This is a genomic window from Qipengyuania zhejiangensis (assembly GCF_035607565.1).
GTDB lineage: Bacteria > Pseudomonadota > Alphaproteobacteria > Sphingomonadales > Sphingomonadaceae > Qipengyuania > Qipengyuania zhejiangensis.
This window is the reverse complement of sequence record NZ_JAYKGO010000001.1, coordinates 89,111-113,872: the sequence shown is the minus strand read 5'-3', so window position 1 is coordinate 113,872 and position 24,762 is coordinate 89,111. Positions and strand designations below refer to the sequence as shown.

General features: G+C 58.2%; 20 protein-coding genes. 7 read left to right on the top strand and 13 right to left on the bottom strand.

The window, feature by feature from the left end; all coding sequences use genetic code 11:
* Positions 1 to 43: 43 nt before the first annotated feature.
* Positions 44 to 1,678, bottom strand: a complete 1,635-nt coding sequence (ipdC, locus tag VR863_RS00475) for an indolepyruvate/phenylpyruvate decarboxylase (RefSeq protein ID WP_324826486.1) — start codon at positions 1,676 to 1,678, stop codon at positions 44 to 46.
* 252 nt (positions 1,679 to 1,930) lie between these two features.
* On the opposite strand from ipdC, the gene VR863_RS00470 reads away from it, so the two are divergent.
* Together VR863_RS00470 and VR863_RS00465 are read left to right on the top strand one after the other, a co-directional pair.
* Positions 1,931 to 3,952: a ribonucleoside triphosphate reductase gene (locus VR863_RS00470; protein WP_324826485.1), complete on the top strand. Its 2,022-nt coding sequence runs from the start codon at positions 1,931 to 1,933 to the stop codon at positions 3,950 to 3,952.
* Positions 3,879 to 4,691 carry an anaerobic ribonucleoside-triphosphate reductase activating protein gene (locus tag VR863_RS00465; protein WP_324826484.1) on the top strand — a complete coding sequence of 271 codons (813 nt, stop codon included), beginning with the start codon at positions 3,879 to 3,881 and terminating at the stop codon, positions 4,689 to 4,691. Before VR863_RS00470 ends, VR863_RS00465 begins: the two co-directional genes overlap by 74 nt.
* Before the next feature lie 152 nt (positions 4,692 to 4,843).
* Here VR863_RS00465 and VR863_RS00460 read toward each other — a convergent pair whose 3' ends face one another.
* Positions 4,844 to 5,278, bottom strand: a complete 435-nt coding sequence (locus VR863_RS00460; RefSeq protein ID WP_324826483.1) for an RrF2 family transcriptional regulator — start codon at positions 5,276 to 5,278, stop codon at positions 4,844 to 4,846.
* An 80-nt stretch (positions 5,279 to 5,358) separates the two neighbouring features.
* Between VR863_RS00460 and VR863_RS00455 the strand changes: the two genes are divergently transcribed.
* Complete coding sequence (locus VR863_RS00455; protein WP_324826482.1) at positions 5,359 to 5,838, top strand: group III truncated hemoglobin; 480 nt, start codon at positions 5,359 to 5,361, stop codon at positions 5,836 to 5,838.
* Entirely contained in the window at positions 5,831 to 5,998 is a 168-nt protein-coding gene (locus VR863_RS00450; protein ID WP_324826481.1) for a hypothetical protein, read from the top strand. The genes VR863_RS00455 and VR863_RS00450 overlap by 8 nt, the downstream gene beginning before the upstream one ends.
* A 206-nt stretch (positions 5,999 to 6,204) precedes the next feature.
* Here the strand turns inward: VR863_RS00450 and VR863_RS00445 are convergent, their stop codons facing one another.
* Positions 6,205 to 7,155 (bottom strand): MlaD family protein, encoded by a 951-nt coding sequence (locus VR863_RS00445; RefSeq protein WP_006834175.1) that lies wholly within the window; start codon positions 7,153 to 7,155, stop codon positions 6,205 to 6,207.
* On the bottom strand, positions 7,128 to 7,604 hold the full coding sequence (locus tag VR863_RS14915) for a MarR family transcriptional regulator (RefSeq protein WP_353545344.1): 477 nt from the start codon (positions 7,602 to 7,604) through the stop codon (positions 7,128 to 7,130). Before VR863_RS14915 ends, VR863_RS00445 begins: the two co-directional genes overlap by 28 nt.
* Positions 7,605 to 7,781: 177 nt before the next feature.
* On the opposite strand from VR863_RS14915, the gene VR863_RS00435 reads away from it, so the two are divergent.
* Genes VR863_RS00435 through VR863_RS00425 form a run of 3 tightly spaced genes read left to right on the top strand, consistent with a single transcriptional unit; the run spans position 7,782 to position 11,991 of the window.
* Entirely contained in the window at positions 7,782 to 8,909 is a 1,128-nt protein-coding gene (locus tag VR863_RS00435) for an HlyD family secretion protein (protein WP_063511170.1), read from the top strand.
* A gap of 3 nt (positions 8,910 to 8,912) precedes the next feature.
* Positions 8,913 to 10,466 (top strand): DHA2 family efflux MFS transporter permease subunit, encoded by a 1,554-nt coding sequence (locus tag VR863_RS00430; RefSeq protein WP_006834177.1) that lies wholly within the window; start codon positions 8,913 to 8,915, stop codon positions 10,464 to 10,466.
* 37 nt (positions 10,467 to 10,503) lie between these two features.
* Positions 10,504 to 11,991 carry an efflux transporter outer membrane subunit gene (locus tag VR863_RS00425; protein ID WP_006834178.1) on the top strand — a complete coding sequence of 496 codons (1,488 nt, stop codon included), beginning with the start codon at positions 10,504 to 10,506 and terminating at the stop codon, positions 11,989 to 11,991.
* Between the two features lie 440 nt (positions 11,992 to 12,431).
* Here VR863_RS00425 and VR863_RS00420 read toward each other — a convergent pair whose 3' ends face one another.
* From VR863_RS00420 to VR863_RS00380, 9 genes are all read right to left on the bottom strand, one after another.
* Positions 12,432 to 15,368, bottom strand: coding sequence for a TonB-dependent receptor (locus VR863_RS00420; protein ID WP_006834179.1), 2,937 nt, complete (start codon positions 15,366 to 15,368; stop codon positions 12,432 to 12,434).
* Positions 15,369 to 15,787: 419 nt separating this feature from the next.
* Positions 15,788 to 16,759: an alpha/beta fold hydrolase gene (locus tag VR863_RS00415; RefSeq protein ID WP_050599570.1), complete on the bottom strand. Its 972-nt coding sequence runs from the start codon at positions 16,757 to 16,759 to the stop codon at positions 15,788 to 15,790.
* Positions 16,756 to 18,393 carry a flavin-containing monooxygenase gene (locus VR863_RS00410; protein ID WP_324826480.1) on the bottom strand — a complete coding sequence of 546 codons (1,638 nt, stop codon included), beginning with the start codon at positions 18,391 to 18,393 and terminating at the stop codon, positions 16,756 to 16,758. Before VR863_RS00410 ends, VR863_RS00415 begins: the two co-directional genes overlap by 4 nt.
* Complete coding sequence (locus VR863_RS00405; RefSeq protein ID WP_006834182.1) at positions 18,390 to 20,000, bottom strand: acyl-CoA synthetase; 1,611 nt, start codon at positions 19,998 to 20,000, stop codon at positions 18,390 to 18,392. The genes VR863_RS00410 and VR863_RS00405 overlap by 4 nt, the downstream gene beginning before the upstream one ends.
* 63 nt (positions 20,001 to 20,063) lie before the next feature.
* Positions 20,064 to 21,155: an acyl-CoA dehydrogenase family protein gene (locus VR863_RS00400; protein WP_050599567.1), complete on the bottom strand. Its 1,092-nt coding sequence runs from the start codon at positions 21,153 to 21,155 to the stop codon at positions 20,064 to 20,066.
* Positions 21,155 to 22,405 carry an acyl-CoA dehydrogenase family protein gene (locus VR863_RS00395; protein WP_063506922.1) on the bottom strand — a complete coding sequence of 417 codons (1,251 nt, stop codon included), beginning with the start codon at positions 22,403 to 22,405 and terminating at the stop codon, positions 21,155 to 21,157. Before VR863_RS00395 ends, VR863_RS00400 begins: the two co-directional genes overlap by 1 nt.
* 6 nt (positions 22,406 to 22,411) lie before the next feature.
* Positions 22,412 to 22,888 carry a Zn-ribbon domain-containing OB-fold protein gene (locus VR863_RS00390; RefSeq protein WP_006834185.1) on the bottom strand — a complete coding sequence of 159 codons (477 nt, stop codon included), beginning with the start codon at positions 22,886 to 22,888 and terminating at the stop codon, positions 22,412 to 22,414.
* The gene (locus VR863_RS00385) at positions 22,885 to 24,057 is read right to left on the bottom strand and encodes a thiolase C-terminal domain-containing protein (RefSeq protein ID WP_006834186.1); all 1,173 of its coding nucleotides are present in this window, start codon (positions 24,055 to 24,057) and stop codon (positions 22,885 to 22,887) included. The genes VR863_RS00390 and VR863_RS00385 overlap by 4 nt, the downstream gene beginning before the upstream one ends.
* On the bottom strand, positions 24,054 to 24,746 hold the full coding sequence (locus tag VR863_RS00380) for a Coq4 family protein (protein WP_324826479.1): 693 nt from the start codon (positions 24,744 to 24,746) through the stop codon (positions 24,054 to 24,056). The genes VR863_RS00385 and VR863_RS00380 overlap by 4 nt, the downstream gene beginning before the upstream one ends.
* Positions 24,747 to 24,762: the final 16 nt, after the last annotated feature.

Here is a 24,762-nt window from a genome sequence, read left to right as displayed (position 1 = left end):
CCGGCAATCGCGGAAACCGCTACTCAAATGAGGCTGAACACCGTCATTCATTCTTCATCGCTGAGAGGTTGCGCATCGCCCGCGTGAATTTATGCAGAGACATGGATGTTCTACTGCGAGGCAACATCGCTTCGATCAGATAGAAGCTACTCTCATCGTCTACGGCCAGATCCAGCGCACGCTTCAGTTCAGCGCAGGTCTCTACCCTGATCCCGCGGCCGCCTAGCGACGGAGCGATGTCGGCAAAGTGCCAGTCATCCAGATCGTGATAAGTCTGATTGGGCTGAAACCCGCGGAGCATTTCCCAGCTCTGGTTGTTCAGGACGATGACGATTGGAGACCAGCCATATTTCTGGCAGTTTCCCAACTCCCAGCCAGTCATCTGAAATGCGCCATCACCGACGAGAACGATCGGGCGACGCCCGGTAACGGCATTGATCGCGAGGCCTGCCGGAACTCCCATTCCCATCGAGGCATAATAACCCGGCGCGACCAGCGCCGTGTCCGCAATCTCCAACCCGATGAACAGACTATCGCCAACATCGGCTGCGATCGGAGACGATCCTTTGCTATTAAAGAGATCATTGACGGCAATCGCGATATGCGATGGTTCCAAGGGCGTTTCGTCGTCGGGTAATCCGGTCGCGTAGACAGGTTCCGGTTGCGGCTCCGGAACGCCGATTGTCTCAGCAATCTCGAGCAGGGCATCAACCAGTGCCTCAAGAGAAACGTCCGGATAGAGGTGATGGCCGAGTACAACCGTACGATCCAGGGCACGGATAGAAGCTCGCATATCTATGGCACGACCGGAGACACCGAAATTGGTGTCGCATGTAATAACACCTAGCATCAGCAAGCAGTCTGCACCTTCAATTGCGCTCGCAATATTTATGTCACCTGCGGATCCGAGATATGGTCCCAGCAATGGAAGTGTGAAGTCGGCAAACAGCCCGCGCCCCATGAAGCTGGTTGCGACTGGCACCCCCAGTTTTCGGCAAAGGCTCGCGATCTTGTCTTCAAGACCATATCGGCGCGCCTCGACGCCCACCAGAATTGCGGGCGACTTGGCCGAGCGCAGTCTGTCGAGGACTTCCTTGGCACAGGCACGCGCTGCATCGTGATTGGCAGCCGGCAACGCTATGGCCGGTGCTGACGCGCAAGGCTGATCGACCAGATCACGGGGGATCTCGATGTAGACAGGGCGTGAGAGGCTCAGCGCCGTATCGAGCACTCTGGCAATTTCGATTGGAGCGGTTTCGAGATCGTTCAAAATGCATTGCGCACAGGTCAGTTCGCGAAAGATCTCGAATTGCGAGCTCAACGTCTTCACCTGGTGGTGGAGGCTGAGCCCGAGTTTGCCCTCGTCGGCGCCCGGTCCCCCCGATATGACCACCAGTGGAGACTTCTCCGCATAGGCCTGCGCCACGGCATTAACCATGTTAAGAGCGCCCGCGCCATAGGTCACCACCGCTACGCCCAGCGAACTACCAATCCGTCCGGCCGCATCTGCCGCATAGCCAACAGAGGGCTCATGGCTGAGCGTGTGCAAGGGAAGGATGCCGCTTTCGGCAATAGTGCGGAAAAATGGCAGGACGAAATCGCCGGGGAGCCCGAAGATGCGGTCTGCTCCGCGTTCTTTCATCGCGTTCAGAAGGACAGTTCCGAGCGTTTCTGACAATGAGATTTCCTTCCAAACGGCGTGCTCGGGAGAGCATCTCTGGCGCAGCTATGGTGGCCAACTGCCGGGCTCTCCTTGACCGAAATCAAAGGCAGGAGGTCATCGCCCTGAACTTCTCCCAAAAACCTTCTCGGTTTGACATTTATCAAATGAGACGCGGAATTTTGTGCTTAGGCATGCGTGCGCAACACAACATCTTGTGGTTTGGCGGCGCAATCCGCGGTCGCGCCACTGTCGGGAGGAAAAGCGATTATGACACTTGAACTGCAAGAGAAGAACTTCGGCGATGCAATTGCGGCTAATGATCAATTGGGTTTTGGCGACCCAATGCCAGGCCCGGTCTGGTCGGGGAGCAAGATCGATTGTTCGGATACTGTCGGCGAATATATCTCTGGTGCCGATTGGCGGATCAAGGCAAATGCCAATGTCGGTTACTCGCATGCCGGATTGATAAGCAATGTGGCAGGTAAGGTGATCGCCAATTACTGGCTCGACGAAATCTACGCCCCTGAAGAAGGTCTGGCCCATCGCCAGGGCGACATCCATATCCATGATCTCGACTGCCTGACCGGCTATTGCGCGGGCTGGTCCTTGCGCGCGCTCCTCAACGATGGGTTTAACGGGGTCGCTGGCCGCGTATCCTCACGCCCGCCGCGGCATTTCCGAGAAGCGCTGGGGCAGATGAGCAATTTCCTCGGCATCCTTCAATCCGAGTGGGCTGGTGCTCAGGCTTTTTCAAGCTTCGACACCTATCTTGCGCCCTACGTCTTCTATGACAATCTGAGCTTCGCCGAGGTCAAAAAGGCGATCCGGCAATTCGTCTACAATCTCAATGTACCGGCACGGTGGGGGCAGTCCCCCTTCACCAACATCACGCTCGATATCGTGGTGCCAGACGATTTGCGTGAGCTATATCCGACATATAGAGACGAGCATTTGTTCAAAGGGATCAAGAACGAAGAGCTGCTCGCGCAGGCACAAACGCGCGACATGGGGCTACGCAATCTGGAAGACATGTCCTTTGCTCATTTCGGACCGGAAATGGAGCTGATCAATCTCGCTTACTATGAGGTGATGACAGAAGGCGACGCCACGGGACAACCGTTCACCTTTCCGATCCCGACGGTAAACATCACCGAGGATTTCCAATGGGACAGCAAGGTTGCAACTGCGATCTTTGAAAATGCTGCCAAAGTTGGTTCTTCATATTTCCAGAATTTCATCGGGAGCCAATATCTGCGCGACCCCGACACGGGCGAACGACGCCCCAATCCCGAGGCGTATTCGCCCGGCGCTGTTCGCTCGATGTGCTGCCGCCTCCAGCTGGATCTGCGCGAATTGCTGAAACGCGGAAATGGTCTGTTTGGATCAGCCGAGATGACCGGTTCGCTGGGGGTTGTCACTATCAACATGGCGGCGCTCGGATACCGTTTCAGAGGAGACCTGCCCGGACTGATGGCGGAGCTCGACCGGCTGATGGATATCGCGCAGTCCACGCTGGAGAAAAAGCGCGCCTTCGTGCAAAAGATGTATGATCGCGGGCTTTATCCATTCACGGCGCGCTATTTGCCATTCCTGCGGAACCATTTCTCGACCATCGGGGTCAACGGAATGAACGAAATGGTTCGCAACTTCACTGAGGACGCGTCTGACCTGACACAGCAGGGCGGTATCGATATGGCGCTGGCGATCCTTGACCATATGCGCGAACGGCTGGTCGGCTTTCAGGAGCAAACCGGCAACCTCTACAATCTGGAAGCAACCCCGGCGGAAGGCACCACCTACCGGTTTGCCAAGGAAGATGCTAAACGGTTTCCCGACATTCTTCAGGCGGGCAGCGATAAAAACATCTACTACACGAATTCCTCGCAGATCCCCGTCGAACACACTGATGACCCGTTCGAGGCATTGGAACTGCAGAATGAATTGCAATGCAAATATACCGGCGGAACGGTGCTCCACCTCTATATGAACGAGAAGCTCTCGAGCGCGGACGCGGCCCGTAATTTCCTGAAAAAGGTACTGAGCAATTACCGTCTGCCCTATGTCACGCTCACGCCGGTATTTTCAGTCTGCGACACGCATGGCTATCTCGATGGCGAACAGCCTGAATGTCCCGAGTGCGGAGAACGGACCAAAGTCTGGACCCGGGTGATGGGTTATTTCCGGCCCGTGGACAGCTTCAACAAGGGTAAGCAAGGTGAACACCGGCAGCGCCGCCACTTTACCGAAGATGCTGCCATGGTGGGCGATTTGTTTGCACCACATCGCTGAAATGGGAGCTGTTGCGCCAGTGGAGAGGAATGCGCGGCACGGGACGACCCGTGTCGCCACGCCCTTTTATGCCGTAACGCCTTTCACCATGCTCGATTTCCCAGATCGTATTGCCTGCATCCTGTGGATCGCAGGATGCAATATGCGCTGCGGATATTGCCACAATCCGCAAATCGTACTGGGCAGGGGAAGCATCGACGAAGACCGGGTGATCGAGTTTCTGACCCGCCGTAAGGGATTTCTGGACGGTGTAGTGTTCTCCGGCGGTGAGGCAACAAGTTGGAAGCATCTTGCCCGCTTCGCCGCTCAGGTGAAATCGATGGGATTTGCGATCAAGCTCGACACTAACGGCCTTAGGCCGGACGTTGTCGAATACCTGCTCGATGAACAATTGGTCGACCGCATCGCGCTCGATTACAAGGCGCCTCGGTCGCATTTTCACAAGGTCACCGGGGTCACAGCCTATTCGCGCTTCTCGGCGACGCTCGACCTGCTTTGCACGCAAGGGAAAATACCTTTTGACGTGCGGACCACGGTGCACACCGATCTGCTGGACGAGGAGGCCATCGTCGCGATGGCGAACAATCTTTTCCAGCGCGGATATCGCGGAGTCTATGCCATCCAGTCGGCGGTGATCGACCCTGATCGCCCCACTCTCGACGGCTTAGCCGCGCAGTCCCGCCCGCTTGATACGGAGCGGCTGCGCAATGGAAGTCCGCTGCAACTCGAATTTCGTTAGAGTGTTAGCGGTTTGTAGCAGAACTCACGTCGGCAACGGCCACGTGATTATGCACAAAAATAGTTTCTGCTAAGCTGCGAACACGATAGCGGAGCCCACCTTGTTTATGAAGAAGGTGTTTGAGATGGAGTGGAGCGTCGATGGTCCTCTTCTCAAGCTTTCTCAGTAGCCAGCTGCTGGAGAAAGCGAGACCGTGATCCGGTAATCTGCGCAAGATCGAATTGGTCGAGATGCGCCAGAAAAGCGTTCAGAGCGCCCGATAATGCGGGCTTGAGGCCGCAAGCGCCGTCAATAACACAGTCTTCCTTGCCGCCCATGCAGGCAACAAAGCCTGTCGTGTTCTCCAGCTTCCGCACCACGTCACCGACATTGATTTGCGAGGGAGGGCGAGCCAAGCGCAGTCCTCCGCCTCTGCCGCGCTGCGTCTCGACAAACCCGGCGGCAGCCAGATCCTGAGCGACCTTAGCCAGATGGTTGCGCGAGATGGCGTAGTGATCGGCTATCCAGTCAATCGACAAGACTTCATCCTTGGCCGCGAGAACCATGAGCATTCGGAGCGCATAATCGGTTCGGAGGTTTAACTGCATAAAAAAGGTATATCAGATATTGCTTTTAGCGGAAAGCGCATTTAATAGGTATATCAAATACCTTTTAACGAGTATCTGAAATGCACGCACCGATCAAACGAGCCCGCCAACACGTGCGCGATGCACGGGCCGAAAAGCGCGCTCATGCCGCGGCTTGCGGCGTCGATGAGCAATTCGTCTCAATCATGGTCGAGAGCTTTTATGCCAGCATTCGCAAGGATGATCTGCTCGCTCCGATCTTCGCACACCGTATCTCCGACTGGCCTGAACATCTGGAGCGAATGAAGACCTTCTGGCGCTCGATACTGTTTAACAGCGGTGAATTTTCCGGAAACCCGATGGCCAAGCACATGGCCATTCCGGACCTCGAGGAACGGCACTTCGCGCGCTGGCTCGAGCTTTTCTATGCAACATTGCAGCGCCTTGAGGCGCAGCCGGATGGCACCGCGCTTGTCGCGCAGCGCGCCCGAGCCATCGCCGACAGCCTCTTCACCGGCATCTCTATTCGACGAGACGGTCTCGCCGGATCAAAAGCAGGAAGGAACCTCCCCCATGTTTGAACAACAGACTTTAATTGCGGAAAGCGAGGTTTGTGCAGAAGCGGAAGTCAGGGCTCTCGAAGGCCTTCTGCAGCCGCTCTCGGTTGCACCAGTAGCTCCCGAGAATGCAGGCTTTCAGCTCCCAGAAGAGGCATCACATTCGAACTTCTTTTCCGTTTAATTTCTGATGTTTAGATATTTCGGTCAAGCTGAAAAGCCCGCAAAAGGCCCGCAAAATCCCTCTAATGTATTGGTTCGATGCCTTTTTTAGGACTCGGAATTTCAATTTCAAACTTGACCGCGGAGTAGGTCGTTATCCGCTTTGCGCTCCAATCTCCGCTATTCTACGGGCTGCGCGCTCTGCCCGGAAGCAGTCATCCGTTCGGTTTACTTTAAATCATCGATATTCGTTCCAGCTTCTCTTCTTTTTGGCCGATAGTCTGGGAGGGGAGGATTTGATGTAATTCCCTCAACCTGAATATCTTCGATTTTTTCACTGAGAGGAGCAAGTTCGCGACTAAGCTCGCGAAGGTCCGTTTCACCTTCAACCAAAGAATCTTCGACCGCCGGAATGCCACTCCTTATCTGGGAAAGTTTGTTTTCAGCGTTCTGCACCCCCTCCCTGAATTGGCGAAGGCGTCGTTGCGCGATAGCAGAAGCGCTCCGCCCTGAGATCCGCCGATCTGCATCTCGAAGATTATTTCCCCATCCACCAACCCTTTGCCCTAAGTCTAACAATCTTCCTTTTGTTGAGGCCAATCGTTCGTCCCAACCTTCGGCGTCCGATGCGAGTGCGGCCGTCGTGACTCGAAGCCGGACAAGATCGGAGGTGATCACCCGTTGCTTTTCTGGCTCCAGTCCTTCGTTCAGAGCGCGAATGCTATTTGCCACGGTCTCTACAGTGGCGGTCGCATCCCTCCCCAATAGTCCGGTTTCGTCCGCGGCGGGAATGATCTTTTTTCCTGACTTGTCGGTGTAAATGCCCTGACGACCCCGTCGGCCCTCGAGCACGAGCGCAGCCTCTCCAGTTATCAGATCCGTGCTGATTGTCGCTTCAAGGCCGTGGACTTTCGCCGCAGAAGGATCGAGAGTCAGAACAACGACCACGTTTTCCGGTTCATTTTCCGCCAGACGGACCGATGTTACCTGTCCCACAGGGACTCCCGATAGTGTTACAGTCGATCCCGACTGAAGGCCTTCCACGGAGCGATCAAACTTGATCTGATATGTTTCCTGATTTGGTCTGGGATCGATTAGCCACATCGCGAAAGCGATGGTCGTAAGCATCAGAATGCCAACGATCCACGCCACTAGGGAGAAGTTTGCGTTAGTTTCCATCTAGCACGCCGCCAGCGGTTTGTTCGTCCGGCAGAGGGCCGGTGCAATGAAAGTTCGCGTCCCGCATGCTCCATTCGGTTGTCCGCTATAGAACATGACCGAGGTTCGTCCCCTGGCGCAATCGCCACGAGCGGGGCATCCGGGCGCGTCGAATGTGTTTTGGTTTGAGATCGGCCTAGTCCCAACACGGGCGTGATGCCGCCCCGCCCGTGGCGACCGAATATTGCTATGACTTGCGCAAGCCGCGTCCGGTCACTCAAGCGCGAAGGCGTCATGTCTTCCAGGCCGCTGCTGGAGGATGTGATTTCAAGTCTCCTGGCGATGTCCGACTGGTTCAGGGCAGGAGCTCTGATGAGCTGCGCCAACACACGCCACTGCGTACGATTGAGGCTCAGCGGCTGTGCTCGGTCATCGAATGCCTTGCGCGCGGCGCGGCTGATCTGGTCCATCATGAAGATCGCTCGATCATCGTGGGTGATGACATTGTCGAGTGCGAGAGTGCCCTCATCTTCTGGCATGAGACATTCCTATCGATCGGAGAAAAATAGTAAAGGACTTTCGCATTTTGTTTTGGCCGCTATATCGCTCGCGCAGCGGCTCAAACGATGGCGAGGAGCGAAATAATCATGGCGGACGAGACAGCAGGGGCTAGCGATGAAGGCGCACGTCCGACGGGGTTGTCCAGTCCGCGGGTCCGGCTGGGTCTGCTGATCGCCGGCATTCTGGTCCTGCTCGCCGGGAGCTACTGGTATTACAATCATCAGACGTACGGCAGATTCCAGCAGTCCACCGACAACGCTTATATTGCCGCCGACAGCGTCATCATCTCCCCCAAAATTGCGGGCTACGTCGAGCGCGTATTAGTGACGGAGAATCAAACGGTCGCGTCGGGCGATGCACTTGTCCAGCTGGACGTGCGAGATTATCGTGCCCAAACGAACCAGGTCGAAGCCCAGATCGCCGCGTCGCTCGCCGGAGCAGATACGGTACGCGCCCAGCAACAAGAGCAGGACGCGGCAATTGCCCAGGCCCGTGCACAGCTCGCAGCAGCATCTGCACAGGCTGGTCTCGCTGCTGAGCAGGTTGTCCGGTACCGCCCCCTTGCCGCTTCGGGAGCGGAGCCGCGCGAGAGGCTCGATCAGCTGGAGGCCCAGGCCAGAGAAGCGCAGGCTCAAGTCGCGGCAGCGCGCGCCGCGCTCACGGCGGCACAGCGCCGACAGAACACGCTTAGCGAGCAGATAGACCAGGCCAATTCGCAAGCCAACGCCGCTCGTGCGCAACTCGAGGCCGCCCGTCTGAACCTGTCATCGACCACGCTCCAGGCCAGTATTTCCGGGCGGGTGGGTGACCTCACGGTCCGACCTGGACAATTTGTCCAGCCTGGCCAACGCCTTATGAGCCTCGTACCGACCGACCGCCTCTACGTGACAGCAAATTTCAAGGAAACGCAGCTCGGACTTGTCCGCCCGGGGCAACCCGTCACCTTGGAAATCGACGCGCTGCCGGACCTCGAGCTATTAGGAAGAGTGGAAAGCATCGCCCCCGGGACCGGGGCAGAATTCTCGATCCTACCTCCGCAAAACGCGACGGGTAATTTCACCAAGATCGTTCAGCGCGTCCCGGTGCGCATATCCATTCAGGCTTCGCCCGAGATCCTGCGTCTGCTGGTGCCGGGCATGTCTGTTGTCGCGAGTGTCGATACGCGCGCCGCTAGAGACCAACTCGATTCGATCCGCAACGCGGCCGGAGACTGACCGATGGCAGGCGCCGCTGCAGCGGTTTCGCCGCCGGTCGAAAAGGCCGATGCTACGGCCTGGATCGCCGTAGCCGCCGGTGCGCTGGGGGCGATGCTGGCAACGCTTGACATCTCGATCGTCAATTCGGCGCTGCCGACGATCCAGGGGGAAATCGGCGCGACCGGAACCGAAGGCACCTGGATCGCGACAGCCTTCCTTGTTGCCGAGATCATCATCATCCCTCTGAGCGCGTGGCTGGAAAGACTGCTCGGCCTTCGCACGCTGCTCATCGTCGCGGTTTCTGCCTTCACGGCCTTTTCGGTGTTGTGCGGCATTGCCACCGATCTGACGACGATGATCATCGGTCGCACCGGTCAAGGGTTCATGGGCGGCGCGCTTATTCCAACCGCTATGACCATCGTCGCAAAGCGACTGCCTCCATCGCAACAGCCGATCGGCATGGCGCTCTTCGGAATGACCGTGGTTCTTGGGCCGGTAATGGGCCCGTTGGTGGGGGGCTGGCTTACCGAGAACCTGAGCTGGCACTACGCCTTCTTCGTCAACGTGCCCGTCTGCGCGTTGCTCCTTGCTTTACTATTCATCGGGCTACCCCATGAAAAGCCCGACTGGGTTTACCTGCGCGAGGCTGATTGGGCGGGAATAGCTGGTATGATCCTTGGGTTGGGTGGGCTGACCATCGTTCTGGAAGAAGGCCACCGCGAGGAGTGGTTCGATTCCACGCTGATCGTCCAGCTCACACTGATGACGGTCGTGGGTTTTGCACTTCTGACCTACGGACAGCTTTACGCGCGCAAACCCGTGCTCAAATTGCGCCTGATGCTCAGCAGGCAGTTTGCCAGCGTCGTGGTGATGGCACTGGCGCTTGGCATGGTCATGTATGGCTCGACCTACGTGATCCCGCAATTTCTCGCGATAATTTCCGATTATAATGCCTTGCAGACCGGACTTGTGATCTTCTGGATGGGCGTTCCGGCTTTCCTGTTGATGCCCGTTCTCCCGTTCATGATCCGCAGGATTCACATCCGCATTGCGGTCGGCGCGGGCATGTTCATCATGGCGCTAAGCTGTTTCGTCAGCATAAATCTGACAGCGGAATCGGGAGGTGGAGTGTTCACCGAAAGCCAGTTCCTGCGTGGCATCGGCATGATCCTCACGATGATGTTCCTCAACCAGGCGACGGTAGCTTCGGTTGCCAAGGAGGATGCCGGCGATGCTTCGGGCATCTTCAACGCGGCGCGAAACCTCGGGGGCTCGTTCGCGCTCGCGGGGCTTGCCTCGTTCCAGGATCAGCGCCAGTGGCATCATAGTCGACGCATGGAAGAAACCCTCAACGCTAACAGCCCCCGGCTACAGGAATACCTGGACGGCATGACGGCGTCGCTGGGCAGCCCACAGGCCGCGCTGGAGATGCTTTCCGGCATCATTCAGCGCGATGCGTTCGTGATGACCTACAACGATGTCTTTTTCGCCATGGGCGCGATTACCCTGGTCACGGTGCCGCTGGTACTGTTCCTCAAGCCTCTCCCGAAGAACTTATCCCTTTCGATGCACTGAGAACTCTATGCGCAAGACCCTAACCCTCCTCGCTCCCATGGCGCTCCTCGCGGGTTGCATGTCCGGTCCCGACTATGCCGGTCCCCCGCAACTTGCGACCGCCGCAGGCAATGCGTTCGTACGCGCCGGCCCCGAAATCGATCCGTTTGCGCCGATTGCCGGCGACTGGTGGACGCTGCTCGGCGATCCGGTTCTCAATGAACTGGAGGCGCGCGCGCTGGTCGGCAATCCGGGCGTGGCCGCGGCGCGCGCTCGCATCGAACAGGCAAGGGCTTCTGTCCGCCAGGAGCGCGCCAACCGGCTACCCGCCGTGGCTGCGCAGGCGACTGCGGTCCAGGCGAATATCCCAGGGCTAGATATCGGCAGTGGCCCGCCCCCGGGATCGCCCGGCGCTCCTGCAGACACCGAAGAGCAGGACAGCCTCAGCGTCTACAACGTCGGGCTCAATGCAAACTGGGAGATCGATTTCGCTGGGGGGCAGGCACGGCGTGTCGAGGCCATTAACGCTCAGGCTGCGGCCTCGGTGGCGAACGCCGAGGATGCGAAAGTCCAGCTCGCCGCCGAAATCGCGCGGGCGTATGTGAGCCTGCGAGAAGCGCAAGGGCGGCTCGAGCTTGTCCAGCGAGAGCGCGACTTGCAGCAGCAAATTCTCGAACTGACCTATCAGCGCTATACACAGGGCGCTCTCGCGCTGTTCCCGGTCGGTAACGCGAACGCCGAGCTCGAACTGCTCAAGTCGCAGATCGCGGAAGCTCAAGCGGACATCGATGTATTCAAAGACACGCTCGCGGTGCTGACGGGCGAAGCGCCCGGCGCACTCGACGGGCTCCTGGCGGCTCAGGCCGAAATTCCGCTTCCCCCCGAACGGGTCGCGGTGGGCGATCCCGCAGCGCTAATAGCGCGGCGGCCGGATGTTCGAGCCGCCGAACGCATGCTGGCCGCGGCGAATGCGCGCATTGGCGTGGCAGAGGCTGCTCGCTTCCCCAAGATTTCCTTCATGGGGATTCTCGGTTTGGGCGGATCGGAGCCCGACGACATCCTGGACCCGGGCAACTTATCGGCAATCGCTTTGCCGCGGCTGCAGTGGAACCTGCTTGATTTCGGCCGCACGGCAGCATCGATCGATCAGGCCGAGAGTGCGCGCGACGAGGCCGAAGCGCGCTATCTTGAAGTGGTCCTGGGCGCACTACGCGACGCCGAACAATCGCTTGCTCGGTTCGGGCAACAAAGAGCCAACGTAGCCGCGCTGGCGCAGATCAGTCGGCAGGCCGACACGGCTGCGGAGCTTAACGAGCAACGCCGCGCCGCGGGGGTAATCTCGCAAGGCGAACTCAACACTTCGATCCGCAAGCGCGAACAGGCCAGAGCAAATCTCGATCGGGCGATCGCCGCCATGACAAATGGCTGGATCGCGATCCAGAAGTCGCTTGGGTTGGGATGGGTCGAATTGTCTCGCGACAATCGCACGTCGGTTGAGCCAGCTCCGGTCGATCGAAAATCAGTTATGAAACCTGAACAGAGTTAGGATAAGTTTTCTCAGAAGTCTGCCCCGCAGCCCCTTCCAACTTTTCCTAACGCGTCAGCACCTCGTGCACTACGACCCAATCTTGGATCATAGGGGTCAGCATGTTTCCGCCTTTCGCAGAGTGCGTTTGCCAGTATCACCATCGGATATCCCGATTGCACTATTCGGTGACTCTTCATTGTCGTTTCTATGTAAGGCCTTAAGCTTTCCGCGAGCATCTCGTAGCGACATCAACGAGCGATCGTACAGGCATTTCGAGTGCAGCTCGCATTTGGCCGGTTCGATGACCGCCTCGTCGGTAGGCTTACGAGGCGGTCATCGAGCATTACGCCGCTCTGGAAAAGCTATAAAGTCATGGGTCGAAATACGAACTAGCTGGCACTGTCCGTTCGGGTCGTTGGGAGGACCACCGATCTCCCCGCCAACACGATCTGGACCTGTTAGAAACTGAACCCCAAAGCAACACCATATCTACGAGGATCCAAAGTGTAGATATTGGTAAAATTCCCCGAGGATGCGTCGGTCAAGTACAATCCTGTCACCGAGCTGCTGTCGAAAATGTTCTGAACAAATCCGCGCACGAACCAACGCTCATCCGCACTGTTCAACTGCACGATCGCGTTGGCTTGCACGAATGGCTCGATCCGGTTGACCCTGCCGTTAAAGATATTGCCGTATTGCTCACCAGTCAGCGCTACGTCCACGCGAGGAACCAGAGTCATGCCATTGTCGAAAGTGGCGGTGTACTGCACACCCATCGAAACCTTCATTTCGGGGGCCTGCGGCAACTTGTTCCCTTTTATGTTGACCTCTACGCCAGGGCTTAATACCGCAAGGCCGCTGCCCGCCGGAACGGCTCCGGCCAAGACATCGCAAATGCTGAATGCGCCGCTTGACGCAAGATTGCCGTCATTAGGAAATTCTTCGGGACCACGAAGACCCAGAGCTGCGTTCACTCCGGCCACGAATGCGTCGGCCGCGCCGGGGGCTGGCCCGGTTACGGCACAATTAGCACCGTTGCTAATATCCTTGATGATGACGGCATCAGGATCGCCGCCACCCGGGTCGCGCGGATTGGAGAAGAACTGGTCGCCGGCAACTTCCGCGTTGAGATAACTGAACGTCAAGTTGACAAGCCAATCGGGATCGGGCCGGATAACGGACTCTAGTTCCACACCCCAGATATCGGCATCGATAGTATCATTAACTGAGGTACGGGCGACGATGCGGCTAAGCTGCAACCCGCTATACTTATAGTAGAATGCAGTAGCGTTTAATTGCAGTGCGCCATTCGCAAAGGTATTTTTCGATCCGATTTCAAATGCGTCGATGGTTTCTGATCCGAAGCTTTCAGCCACATCGAAAACGGGCGAAAGGGGCGGGTTGATACCCCCGGATTTATAGCCCCTGGCATAAGATGCGTAAATCGAATTGTCAGGCGTAACTTCGTAGTCGAGCACCGCACGCCCGGTTATTTCATCGAAACCTACTTCTCTAAATTGCGTTAGCTGCTCACCTGGCGTACCAGGATCGGCATCAAAAAGACCAGAGGGACCGGTTAAGGGAGTGATCGGGCTGTCGAACGGCTCCCCGTCATTCGCGTAAGGATTGAGGAAGCTAATCAAGGTCGTGCGCGCAGTCACGTCTTTCTTGTCGTCGTTATACCGCAAACCTCCGGTGAAGGTCAGACGCTCGGTCAGGTCGACGTAGATCTCCCCGAACACACCGAAGCTCTCAAGATTAGCCTCGAGAGAATTGTTGCGGTACATGGATGTTGCGAAGTAGGATGGCGGTGCACCGCCTGCCAAAGTACCAAACGATCCCAGAATGGCACTGGCGTAGTCAAGCGCGAATGAGTTTACATAGTAACTGTTGTCGGTAGTCTTGGACTTTGCATAGATCCCTCCGAGCAGGAAATTGAATGCTCCGTCGAAATCACTGGAAAGGAGGATTTCGCCGCTCCAGGATTCGCGTTGCTCTGAAGACCTGTCGAAGGATAGCGGCGTTTCGCCGCACAATACATTACCTTCGAACGCGCCCCTGTTCCCATCATCGTTATCGGAGGTGCACAATACGCCCCCTGGGCCATTGGGGATGAGAGCCTCCACAATCGGGGTAAAATACGCCGACGAACCTGGCACGAACGCCGGTGCAGGTGCGGGGAGGCCGGTAGGCAAACCGTTGGCCGCGAAGCCGGACAACACGTTCAAGGCCGTAGCAAAGCCGGTACGATCCTGAATGCCCAGAAAGTAGTCCTGCCGGGAATCGACTTCGGTGTCCTGATAAAGACCGGTTGCAGTCAGTGTCATAGCTCCGATGCGCTGCTCGAGACGGGCCTGTAGCTGCACTTCATCGGCAAAATAGAATGGAGTATACGCCGTGTTTACCGTGCGCACATCGTCGGGCTTATCGAATCCTGCAAATGCGTCGGGGCCGTACAGGCTTCCCAATCCCAGTACTGAGGGAATTCCCTGAATAGCGAAGAACTCTTGCGAACTGAGCGTTGCGCCGACTGTGGAATTGGCATTGGTGATGTCAAAGTCGCGGCGATTGTTCAGACAACCCAGCACGCCGAGCGGGTCACGCTGGCAGGCCTGCTTTTGATTACGTAAACGGGTGTCATCTTCCCTGAAATAATATGCCATGAAGTCGAGAGTGGTATCGGCACCGGGTTCAAAACGAAGAGAACCACGAACAGCGTACATGTCTCGGTCGTCGACATCCGAATTGTCGAAAAGGTTTGTGGTGTAACCGTCGCGATTCAGAAAGAATCCGGCTACCCGAACGCCGATAGAATCGCCGATCGGGACATTGACCATCCCTTCGGCCTTGATGCTGTTGTAATTCCCATACTCGAACTCTCCGGCCGCGCCGAAAGAACCGAGGTCAGGCTTGGCTGTCACAAGGTTGACAACACCCGAGGTAGCGTTGCGGCCGAAGAGGGTGCCCTGCGGCCCCCGTAGGACCTCAATTCGCTCAAGGTCAAAATATTCTGTTTCGAACAGCCGGGTACCAAAAAGAGGGGAACCATTGATATGGATAGCCGTCGCTGCGTCACACGTCACACCAACACAAAGATCGCCGATACCACGGATGGTGAAGGACGACCCGGTGAAGTTGCCCTTCGAAAATGAGACGTTCGGGAGCGTCAATTGAAGGTCAGCAGCGTTTTCGATCTGCTGGCTTTCGAGAGCCGTAGCATCGAAGGCACTGACCGCGATCGGCACCTCTTGCAGACTTTGAGATTGGCGTTGGGCCGTAACGATGATTACGGATCCTTGGGGTTCCGCCTCATCAGTTGTGGGATCCTGCGCTAAAGCCATCTGCGGCCAAGCCAAGATGGCCGAAGTGGCGAGCACCATCGCTCTCAGTGTCATATAGCATCCCTTCCCATCTCTTCAGTGCGACGATAATTGGCTCCGCCGCTTACTGCAAAATGGGGCGACCTCGAGGGTCGCCCCTTAGTCTGTGGAGAGGAGAGGGAGAGAATTAGCCCAATCCCCGTCCATGGGCATATACATCCGCGTGATATTAGTAAAGCGCCTTATCTTTTGACCCCATGGGCCACGATCCAGATCGCACGCGGAGTGAACGTTTGCTAAAGATCAGCAATGGTTGGCGCGCTAAGCGAGTTGCTCCCGATAAAGCTTTTGCCCCAGCTGGCATCGAGACCAACGAAGCGTTCGCCGTGCCGACGGCGACAATAGTTCGGATATAGTACAAGATGAATATGGACGCCCTTTGCCCCCATCTCGCTGGCCTCTGACCAGGAACCAGCCTCTTAGTATGGGGGATCTCAGAGGCTCCAAAAGGCCAGTACCGCCCGAAGCGCAGCGACGAACGCGAGCGGCTGATCCAGCATGAGATGATGGCGTGCATCGGGCACTGCAACAATTGGTATCTTTCCCCCTCCCAGTTCCCGGATATAGCGGGCGGAATCGCGATCAAAGAGCTGACTTTTCTCGCCGTACACAATCGCTTTGCGCCCGGGCGCATCGACCAGCCTCTGGCCTACTGTCAGCCATTCGTCGGGCTTGTTGCTGCGCCGGAACACTTCGGGAGAAAACTTCCATGTCCACTCCTCGCCATCGCGGCGGAGAGAGTGATAGGCCATGTAATCCATCAGGAACGGCTCACCAACTGCCTGCGGCGGCGACAGGATATACCTCTCGCGCGCCGCTTCGTAGGTCGGGTAGCGTCGCACCGGTTTGTCAGGATTACCCGACCCGGGGCTCGATCTGCCCATGGTCCAGTATTTCTCCAGCTTTTCGGGCCGCATCACCATGAGATCGCAGACAATAACGCCGGCGAAGGCATCCGGCGATTGGGAAACGGCGGTCAGCGCTGCACCCGAGCCGAAACTATGGGCGATGATCGTCGGTCTGCTTCCATCCGCAAACAAATCGAGCGCTTCGCTGATCTCGACAAATTCCTTTCCCCGCGCAGCTATATCGGCCACGCCGCGCATCTCGCTATCGCCCATACCGGCCAGATCGAACGCCACCACGTCGTAGTCTTCGGCAAGGTACGGTGCGATGAAGGCAAAGCAGCGGGCATGGGCGAGAAAACCGTGAGTCATGAGCAATTTGGGCCGGTCACGCCTGCCCCAGCGAAGATAATGCACCCGCGCGCCACCAACCTCTACGAAGCCTTCCTCACGGGGCACGCTCAGCGCCCAGGCGAACCATTCGGGTATATCCGCCCCGTCGCCGGCCCATACGGGATCAATATCTGTTGACCCGTCGTGGATTGGTTTCATTTCATTCATTTCGGCGCAGTCTCCATACCGGATAGTGTATTCCTGATAAAACCACGATAATCGTGCCGTGCGACATCGTGGCATAGATCGGCGTAACCAGATACGCTGGGGAAATTGATCAGTTGTCGGGGTTTGCCGGGAATATTGGCGCCCATGTACCACGATTCAGCCTTGGGGAAGAGCGTCATCGACCCTACTTGGGCGACCATATCGGTCCAGCTTCGCTCGGCCAGCGCATCGGCTTCGAAAAGGCCGATCCTGTTATCGCGCAGCCAGATCCGGAAATCGCAGATCCAGTCACCCTGGATTTCGGCGCTTGTCGGACCGTTGGAAAAGCCTGAAGGGCTGAGCGGGCCGTAGGCGAACAGCATGTTCGGAAATTGGGCGACGGCCATGCCCAGATAGGCTTTGATCTCACTCTTCCATGCTTCTGCCAGCGCCAGCCGACCGCGGCCGGTGATGTTCATGTCGATGAGCCCGCCACGACCGGCATCGAAGCCGGTCGCGAAGACAATGAGATCGCACGGGATCATGCCAGTGGCTGTTTCTATCCCGGCCTCGGTGACGCGAGTGATCGCGGTGTCGTTCAGATCGACCAGCGTAACATTGTCTTGTGCGAAGATCTCGTAATAATTCTGTTCGAGCGATGGTCGCTTGGTCCCGAAGGGATGTGGCGGCTCATCGGGAGCGAGCTTCTCGGCAATGGTCGGGTCGCAGATCCGCTCGCGCACCTTGTCACACCAGAACTCGTAGGCGTGGCGATTGGCGTCCTCGTTCGTCAGTATGTCAGCGAAATTATGATACCAGAAGCGCAACCCTCCTCGCTGCCACAAATCCTCGAAATGCGTAGTCCGCTCTTCCTCGGTCACAGCCAGGGCCGAGATGTCCAGCGATTGGCATTCGAAACCGCCACTTGTCGTAAGCCTTTTGTGGAAGACAGCGGGATATTCGGATTTTTCGCGAAGCTGACGATCATCGTCCAGTTTTTCCTGCCGCATGGGAAGGGCGAGAATCGGGGTTCGCTGAAAAAGCGTCAGCTGCTCCGCGCAGCTTGCCGCCTCCTGCGCCACCTGTACGCCGCTGGCACCCGTGCCGATCAGGGCGATCCGGCGGCCGGAAAGGTCGATGCCTTCCTGCGGCCAGCGGGCGGTATGGCACCATTCGCCTTCGAAATCGCTAAGGCCCAGGATATCGGGAATGTAGGGTTTCGAGGCGAACCCCAGGGCCGGCAAGAGGAAACGCGCGCTTACTTTTCCGCCATCGTCGAGCTTCAATCGCCAGCAGGCGGTGTCTTCATCGAACGGCGCGCTTTCGACCCGTGTTTTCATTCGCATTGCCGGCCAGAGGTCGAGCGTATCGCAGACGTGGAGGAAATAGGCGCGCAGTTCTTCCCAGCCTGGAAATCGTTCGCTCCACGTCCAGCTTTTCCATACTTCCGCAATGGAAAATTCGTAAAGTGGAACCTGGGAATCGACCCGTGCTCCCGGATAGCGGTTCCAGTACCAGATTCCGCCCGGCTGCTCCGCTGCGTCTACCAGCAGAACATCGAACCCCGCCTGACGCAGCTTGTAAAGCAGGTATATTCCGCTGAACCCGGCCCCGACGATTACGACATCATAGTCAGGAGGGGGCGAATGGCTCACGAGGCCCCGGCACCCGCTTTCGCGATGTCTTTAGCCGTAGTATAATCCGCCTTGCCGTTTGACGCGCGCAAGGCGGTTTGCGTTGGGCAAATCGCCTTGGGCGTTTTGTAACCTGCCAGTTGCTGGCGCACGTGATCCTTGATCGCTTGCGCGTCGAAGTCCGCATCCTGGGTCAAATGCACCACAGCGGTCACCGCTTCGCCCCATTTTTCGTCAGGCACCCCGACGACAAGCGCGTCGGCAATGGCGGGATGGGTTTTGAGCACTTCCTCCACCTCCTCGGGGTAAACCTTTTCACCTGCGGTGTTGATGCAGACGCTGCCGCGGCCCAGCAAGGTCAGGCTTCCATCGGATTCCACCCGGCACCAGTCGCCCGGGATGGAGTAACGCACGCCATCGATCGTCCTGAAAGTCTTGGCCGACTTTTCCGGGTCCTTGTAGTATCCTGTGGGGATTGCGCCCTTGCGGGCAATAAAGCCGGGCACGCCGCTCCCCGCCTCGACCTTCCGGTCGTTCTCGTCGAATACGTCGCAAAATTCCCCGATCCCGAATTTCGCGGTGTTGGTGCCGCCCTGTGCGGTCGTCACCGACAAGCCGTAGCCCAGCCCTTCCGAAGCGCCAAAACTGTCCATGAGGATGACCTGGGGGATATGTTTGCACAGGCCCGCCTTTACCTGTTTACTCCACATGACGCCGGACGAGATGATCGAAATCAGGCTGCTCGTGTCCCAGCGCTTCGGGTGGGCGTCCAGCGCCTGCAGCATGGGTTTGGCAAAAGCGTCACCGACAATGGCGATGCTCTGCACCTTGTGCTGGTCCACCGCATCCCACAATTCTTCCGCGTCGAAGGATGGATCGGACAGCGTGACGATGGCCCCGCCCGACATGAGCGTGCCAATAGCAGTAATGAACCCGGTTCCATGCATCAGCGGGCACGCCGGCAAAGTGATGCGCGCAAGCTCGCCCTGCTTCACCAGGGCCACCATTTCCTCCATGGTCTGGGGAACCGGACCCAGCAGCTTTTGCGCGTCGAGCTGAGCCTTGCGCATATCATCGTGTCGCCACATCACGCCCTTGGGCATGCCGGTGGTACCGCCTGTATATATGAACAGCAGGTCATCGGGAGAACGCTCGATATCGAGAGGCGCGCCGTTACCTTCTACAAGTTTTTCGTAAGGAAGCGCGAAGGAAGCGATCTGCGAAGCATCGCCGATTTCTACAAATGTATGAACCTTGGTCAACCGTTCCTTCAGTTCAAGAATGCAGTCGCGGAACTCGGAACTGTAAACAATTACCTCGCTATCGGAATCGTCGAAGATGTAGAAAACCTCCTCGGGACGGTAACGATAATTGATGTTCACGTGCGTGAGGCGGCCCTTGAAGCACGCGGCCATCAATTCCCCGTATTCGGAACGGTTGCGCATGTAGAAGGCTATCTTCGCCCCGTCGCCTGCACCTTGCGCGCGCAGATTGCGCGCCAAATTGTTCGAACGCTTCGACATTTCGGGCCAGCTAATGATCCGGTCGCCGTGAATCAGCGCCGGAGCATCTTCCGGGACCGCAGGTTCGATTGCATCAAGGATGTCGCCAAGGTTCCAGTCGATCACGTATTAATTCCTCTCTCCTTGGTGGCCACGATTTTGTCGGTAGCGTGCGCCTAATTCATCGTCTCATGCGACCTGCGTCCACCCCTGCAAGGCCGCTGCTTCGGCCCGGACCGCTTCGGGACTTCCCAGAACCTGGCGGTCGAAACCGATTCGCTTGAACCAGAAATGCAGACCTAGGAGATCGGTAAAACCCATCCCCCCATGCACCTCGGTTGAGGTTCGGGCGACAAAACGGTGGACTTCGCCCGTATGTGATTTGGCATGGCATGCCACCAGCGAAGCCTCGTCGGGCGTCGCATCGAACGCATGGGCGGCATACCAGACCAGCGAACGGCATGGTTCATGGCGGGCAGCCATTTCCGCGCACATATGCTTGACCGCCTGGAAGCTGCCGATCACTCGTCCGAACTGTTCGCGCTGCCCGGCATAGTCGACCGCTTTTTCGATCATAGCCTGGCCCGCACCGAGGCTATCGGCGGCCAGGAGCACCCGGCCGGCGTCCCGCAGGCGCCTGACTGTGGCCCCACCATCGTCCGCGAGAGCCTCGCCCGCTACGCCAGAAAACCGCAGCTCCCCTACGCTCCGGGTGCGGTCGATCGTTTTGAGAGCAACCTTCTCCAGACCCGCAGCATCGCCAGCTACGAAGTGCATACGACCGGCGGTATCGGCTACCAGAAACGCGTCGGCTTCCAGGAAGTCGAGCGCGAACAAAGCCGTTCCGTCGAGCTTTGCGCCGTCGAAGTCCACGCCTGCCCGGTCCCGGATCTCCACCGTTTCCGCGATCGCGACGGCGATTTGCGCCTCGCCCTTCGCTATCCTCGGCAGCCAGTGCGCCTTCAACTCCTCGCTACCGCCCTGTGCCAGCGCAAGGGGTGCCAGTACATGGGCACCGATAAAAGGCACCGGCGCGACGGCATAGCCGAGCTGCTCGGCCACAGCGGCGGCATCGAGCATTGTCATCCCGAGCCCGTCATGTTGCTCGGGAACCATCATTCCCCAAATGCCGATTTCGCCCAGCGCCGAACGCACGTTGTCGCTGAAGGGAACCGAGCCCTCCGCGCATTCGCGCACATGATCGAGCGGACAAGTATCAGCAAGAGTGCGGCTGATCGCGTCGCAGAGCATCTCTTGGTCTTGCGAAAGTCCGAAATCCATCAGGCGGCTCCCTTATTCTGCCCGCTTGCAACGGCCGTCGCCTGTTCGACGGCGGGAGGCGTTGCGAACTTGGGTTCGCGCGGCATTTCCAGCCCGCGTTCGGCGATGATGTTCTTCTGGATCTGGGCGGTGCCTCCACCGATGATCAGACCAAGCTGGAACATGTAGTTCCACTGCCAGGCACCGTCTTCGCGCTCGCGCTCGCTTCCGTGATAGAGTATGCCCATCTCGCCCATTGCGTCGATCGCGAGCGCGGAAATCTGATGGGCGAGCTCACAGCTCTGCAGCTTCACGACAAGTTTCGCCATGCCGCCGGCATCCCCCCTAAGGCTGTTCGACAGGATGCGCATGCCGTTGAATTTCATCGCCGCGACTTCGGCTTGCAATGCAACCAGCCGGTCACGCAGAACGGCGTTGTCCATTGCGCAACCCTGGCCGATGCGTTCTTTTTGCATCAGCCTGACCAGCGCCTGGAGCCGGTTTTCCAGTGCATCGGGGTCGCCCAGCATGCCACGTTCATGGCCCAGTGTGGCATTGGCCACGTACCACCCCTGCCCGCGCTGCCCGACGATCTGATCCAGGGGAACCCGCACGTCGGTAAAGAACGTTTCATTGAACTCGGCATGACCGGTCATGGTCTTGAGTGGTCGGACCTCGATCCCTGGTGTGTCCATCGAGAAGATCAAGTAGGAGATGCCGCCGTGCTTGGGCGCGTCCGGTTCGGTCCGAACAAGGCAAAAGATCATGTCCGCCTGCTTGGCCGTGCTGGTCCAGATCTTCTGTCCGTTGATGACAAAGTCGCCATTTTCGACGCGGGCGCTGGTCTTGAGCGCGGCGAGGTCCGATCCCGCTCCAGGTTCCGAATATCCCTGACACCAGACTATCTCGCCATTTAGGGTCGGCTCGATCCATTGCCGTTTCTGGGCTTCGGTTCCGAGTTCCAGCAGCGTGGGAACGAGCATGGAAATGCCCTGGTTCGCAAGGCCTGCGGGGATGCCAGCGCGCGAAAATTCCTCGGCAATGATCCGCGATTTCAGGATGTCCGGCTCGGCTCCGTATCCGCCGTATTCCTTGGGAATCGTACGCGCCGTGTAACCATGCAGGATCAACAGCTTTTGCCATTCGACGGCTTCGGGGGAAGGGCGCGCGGCACGGCCTTGGCCATCGGGTGCGCGGTGACCGTGGGTTTGCAGGAACTGGCGCACTTCCTCGCGAAACGCGTCATACTGGGGTCCGTAGTCGAGATCCATCTTGGTCTATCCTTCTGCGCGCGCGATCGCGACGGGTCGGAATACTGGCAGGCGAAAATCTTCGGAGATCGGCTCGAAATCCAGCGTGACCGGCAGATCGAGCTCAAGCTCGTCGAGCGCGCAATCGACCAGCCGGGTTGCCATGCGCACTCCCTCCTCCAGTTCCACCACCGCAGCGATGAAGGGAATCTCGCCGGCGAAGGCGGGATGCAGTGCCTGATGGGTCACCGTCCAGGAAAACAGCGTGCCATTGCCGGTGCTACGCTCCCACGACCATTCAGGAGAACCGCATCGGGCGCACATATAGCGCGGCAAATGCCGAAAACTGCCGCATCCTTCGCACTGCTGGAAGTAAAGGTTGCCGTCCTGACACCGGTTCCAGAATTCCTGCTCCACCGGATCCTGCGGGCGCGGCTTTGGCTTGGCTGGTGCGGCCTGCGCCGAGGGGCGCATCTTGGGCGGCAGATCTTTCTCGTCGCTCACGCAAACCTCCTCAAAATCGCTATACTGCCGTCACCCAGATCGCCCCAGCCGGTCACCAGGCCGGTCTGGGCGCCTTCGACCTGCCGCTCCCCACAATCGTGGCGCAACTGACGCACCGCCTCGACGACATGGTTCAGTCCCCAAACATGGGCCTCGCTCAGCAGGCCGCCATGGGTGTTGACGGGATAGCGCCCGCCCAGCTCGATCTGGCCATTCGCGACGAACTCTGCCTGTCCACCTGGTTCGCAATAGCCCAGGGCCTCCAGCTGAAGGAGAACCACGTAGGTGAAGCAGTCGTAGATCTGCAGAAAATCCATGTCTTCGCGATCGACCCCCGCCATTTCGAACGCGCGCGGCGCGGCGTAGCTCAGGCCGATCTTGAAGGGGTCGGGACGCGAAGGGATATCGTCGGCGGGGTAAGGATGCCCTTCAGCCGCACCGGCGATGCTCACGGGAACATGCGGCATGTCCCTGGCGCGGTCTATTCGCGAAACCACGACTGCGCATGCCCCGTCAGTCTCCAGACAGCAATCGTAGAGGCGAAAGGGTTCGGATATCCAGCGCGCGGAATGGTAGGTTTCGGCATCCAGTTCCCGGCCATAAGTGAAGGCCTGCGGATTCATCTGCGCATGGCGACGGCACGCCAGTGCAACGGCCGCCATCGCTTCCGGGCCGATATCGTAAATTCGGGAGTGCCGGGTGGCGAGCCAGGCATACATCTGCACCGGCAGGAACACGCCATACGGAATGTAATAGCCTTGGATCGTATTCGTCAGGGTGTTCATGTTCATCGGCCGCGTCGGCGGTGCGCCAGGCTTGGGCCGCAAGGCGGAATAACCGTTCCACCCGAGCGTCACCAGCACATGGTCGCATAAGCCGCTGGCAATTGCCATCGCGGCGTTCTGGAGTGCCGTGGTAGGGCTCGCCCCGCCCATGTGGACCGTAGAGGCATAGCGCAGAACTTCGATACCGAGGTTAGCCGCCATCTCTTCCGAGGTGGTGTAGATCGGCGGAGGAACCATGCCGTCGATATCCGACGGCTTCAGCCCTGCATCTGCTATGGCTTTGCGCGATGCTTCCAGCATCATGTCGACCGCGGTTTTCTCGGTGCCTTTCACGAAAGCGGTTTCGCCCACTCCGGTGATGGCCGATTTGTCGCTTAAGCTCATGCCTGCCTGACCGCCTGGTAATCGCGTTCGAGCTGTTCGGAAAGAGCGCGCACCCTCTGATAGGTCTCCGGCGGACGCAGTCGCAACTCGCGGCGGACATCCTCCAACGGACGATCGAGATTTTCTTCCCAGTAGAAGGTGGTCAGATCGGCTGCAGCCCGGCCCCGGCGCCACGCTTCAAATGCAGCGCGCGCCACTGGCAACTGGGCAGCTTCCAGTTTCATCTTGGGAATGCCGACGCCCACGATGAAAGCGATCCCGTGATTATAGAATTGCGCGTTTCCGAAGGACAGCACGCACAATTCGCCCAGTGCGTCCCTGCCGTATCCGGCGACGTCATGAAACAGGTCATGCGAATCGCGAAGGCGCCGACGATAGAGGGAAACATCGGGGTCGCCGAGGTCCTCCAGACCTCCGGCCTCGCTGGCTTCCGCCAGACCTTCTGCTGTCAGACCCTCCCCGTAAACAAAATCGAGGTAGGCTCGGCCAAGCGTGCCAGACGCACAGGTCGCAAGGCGTTTGCGATCGCACAAGGTTTCAAGTAGGTCGGCCCGGTCGGAAGCGATACGCCGCCCATCGCTCGACTTCATGAAGCGATTGAAATTCCGATAATAGGAATTGCCCGACAATGCCTTGACGATACGGAACACCTGCGCCGTATCCTCCTTGTCGGCAATCAACTGCCTCATTGCCCCAGCGCTCTGA

Coding starts and splice junctions, on each gene's coding strand:
- VR863_RS00470 (WP_324826485.1), top strand. CDS start 1,931: ATGACACTTGAACTGCAAGAGAAGAACTTCGGCGATGCAATTGCGGCT.
- VR863_RS00460 (WP_324826483.1), bottom strand. CDS start 5,278: ATGCAGTTAAACCTCCGAACCGATTATGCGCTCCGAATGCTCATGGTT.
- VR863_RS00455 (WP_324826482.1), top strand. CDS start 5,359: ATGCACGCACCGATCAAACGAGCCCGCCAACACGTGCGCGATGCACGG.
- VR863_RS00450 (WP_324826481.1), top strand. CDS start 5,831: ATGTTTGAACAACAGACTTTAATTGCGGAAAGCGAGGTTTGTGCAGAA.
- VR863_RS00445 (WP_006834175.1), bottom strand. CDS start 7,155: ATGGAAACTAACGCAAACTTCTCCCTAGTGGCGTGGATCGTTGGCATT.
- VR863_RS14915 (WP_353545344.1), bottom strand. CDS start 7,604: ATGGACCAGATCAGCCGCGCCGCGCGCAAGGCATTCGATGACCGAGCA.
- VR863_RS00435 (WP_063511170.1), top strand. CDS start 7,782: ATGGCGGACGAGACAGCAGGGGCTAGCGATGAAGGCGCACGTCCGACG.
- VR863_RS00430 (WP_006834177.1), top strand. CDS start 8,913: ATGGCAGGCGCCGCTGCAGCGGTTTCGCCGCCGGTCGAAAAGGCCGAT.
- VR863_RS00425 (WP_006834178.1), top strand. CDS start 10,504: ATGGCGCTCCTCGCGGGTTGCATGTCCGGTCCCGACTATGCCGGTCCC.
- VR863_RS00420 (WP_006834179.1), bottom strand. CDS start 15,368: ATGACACTGAGAGCGATGGTGCTCGCCACTTCGGCCATCTTGGCTTGG.
- VR863_RS00415 (WP_050599570.1), bottom strand. CDS start 16,759: ATGAATGAAATGAAACCAATCCACGACGGGTCAACAGATATTGATCCC.
- VR863_RS00400 (WP_050599567.1), bottom strand. CDS start 21,155: ATGGATTTCGGACTTTCGCAAGACCAAGAGATGCTCTGCGACGCGATC.
- VR863_RS00395 (WP_063506922.1), bottom strand. CDS start 22,405: ATGGATCTCGACTACGGACCCCAGTATGACGCGTTTCGCGAGGAAGTG.
- VR863_RS00385 (WP_006834186.1), bottom strand. CDS start 24,057: ATGAGCTTAAGCGACAAATCGGCCATCACCGGAGTGGGCGAAACCGCT.
- VR863_RS00380 (WP_324826479.1), bottom strand. CDS start 24,746: ATGAGGCAGTTGATTGCCGACAAGGAGGATACGGCGCAGGTGTTCCGT.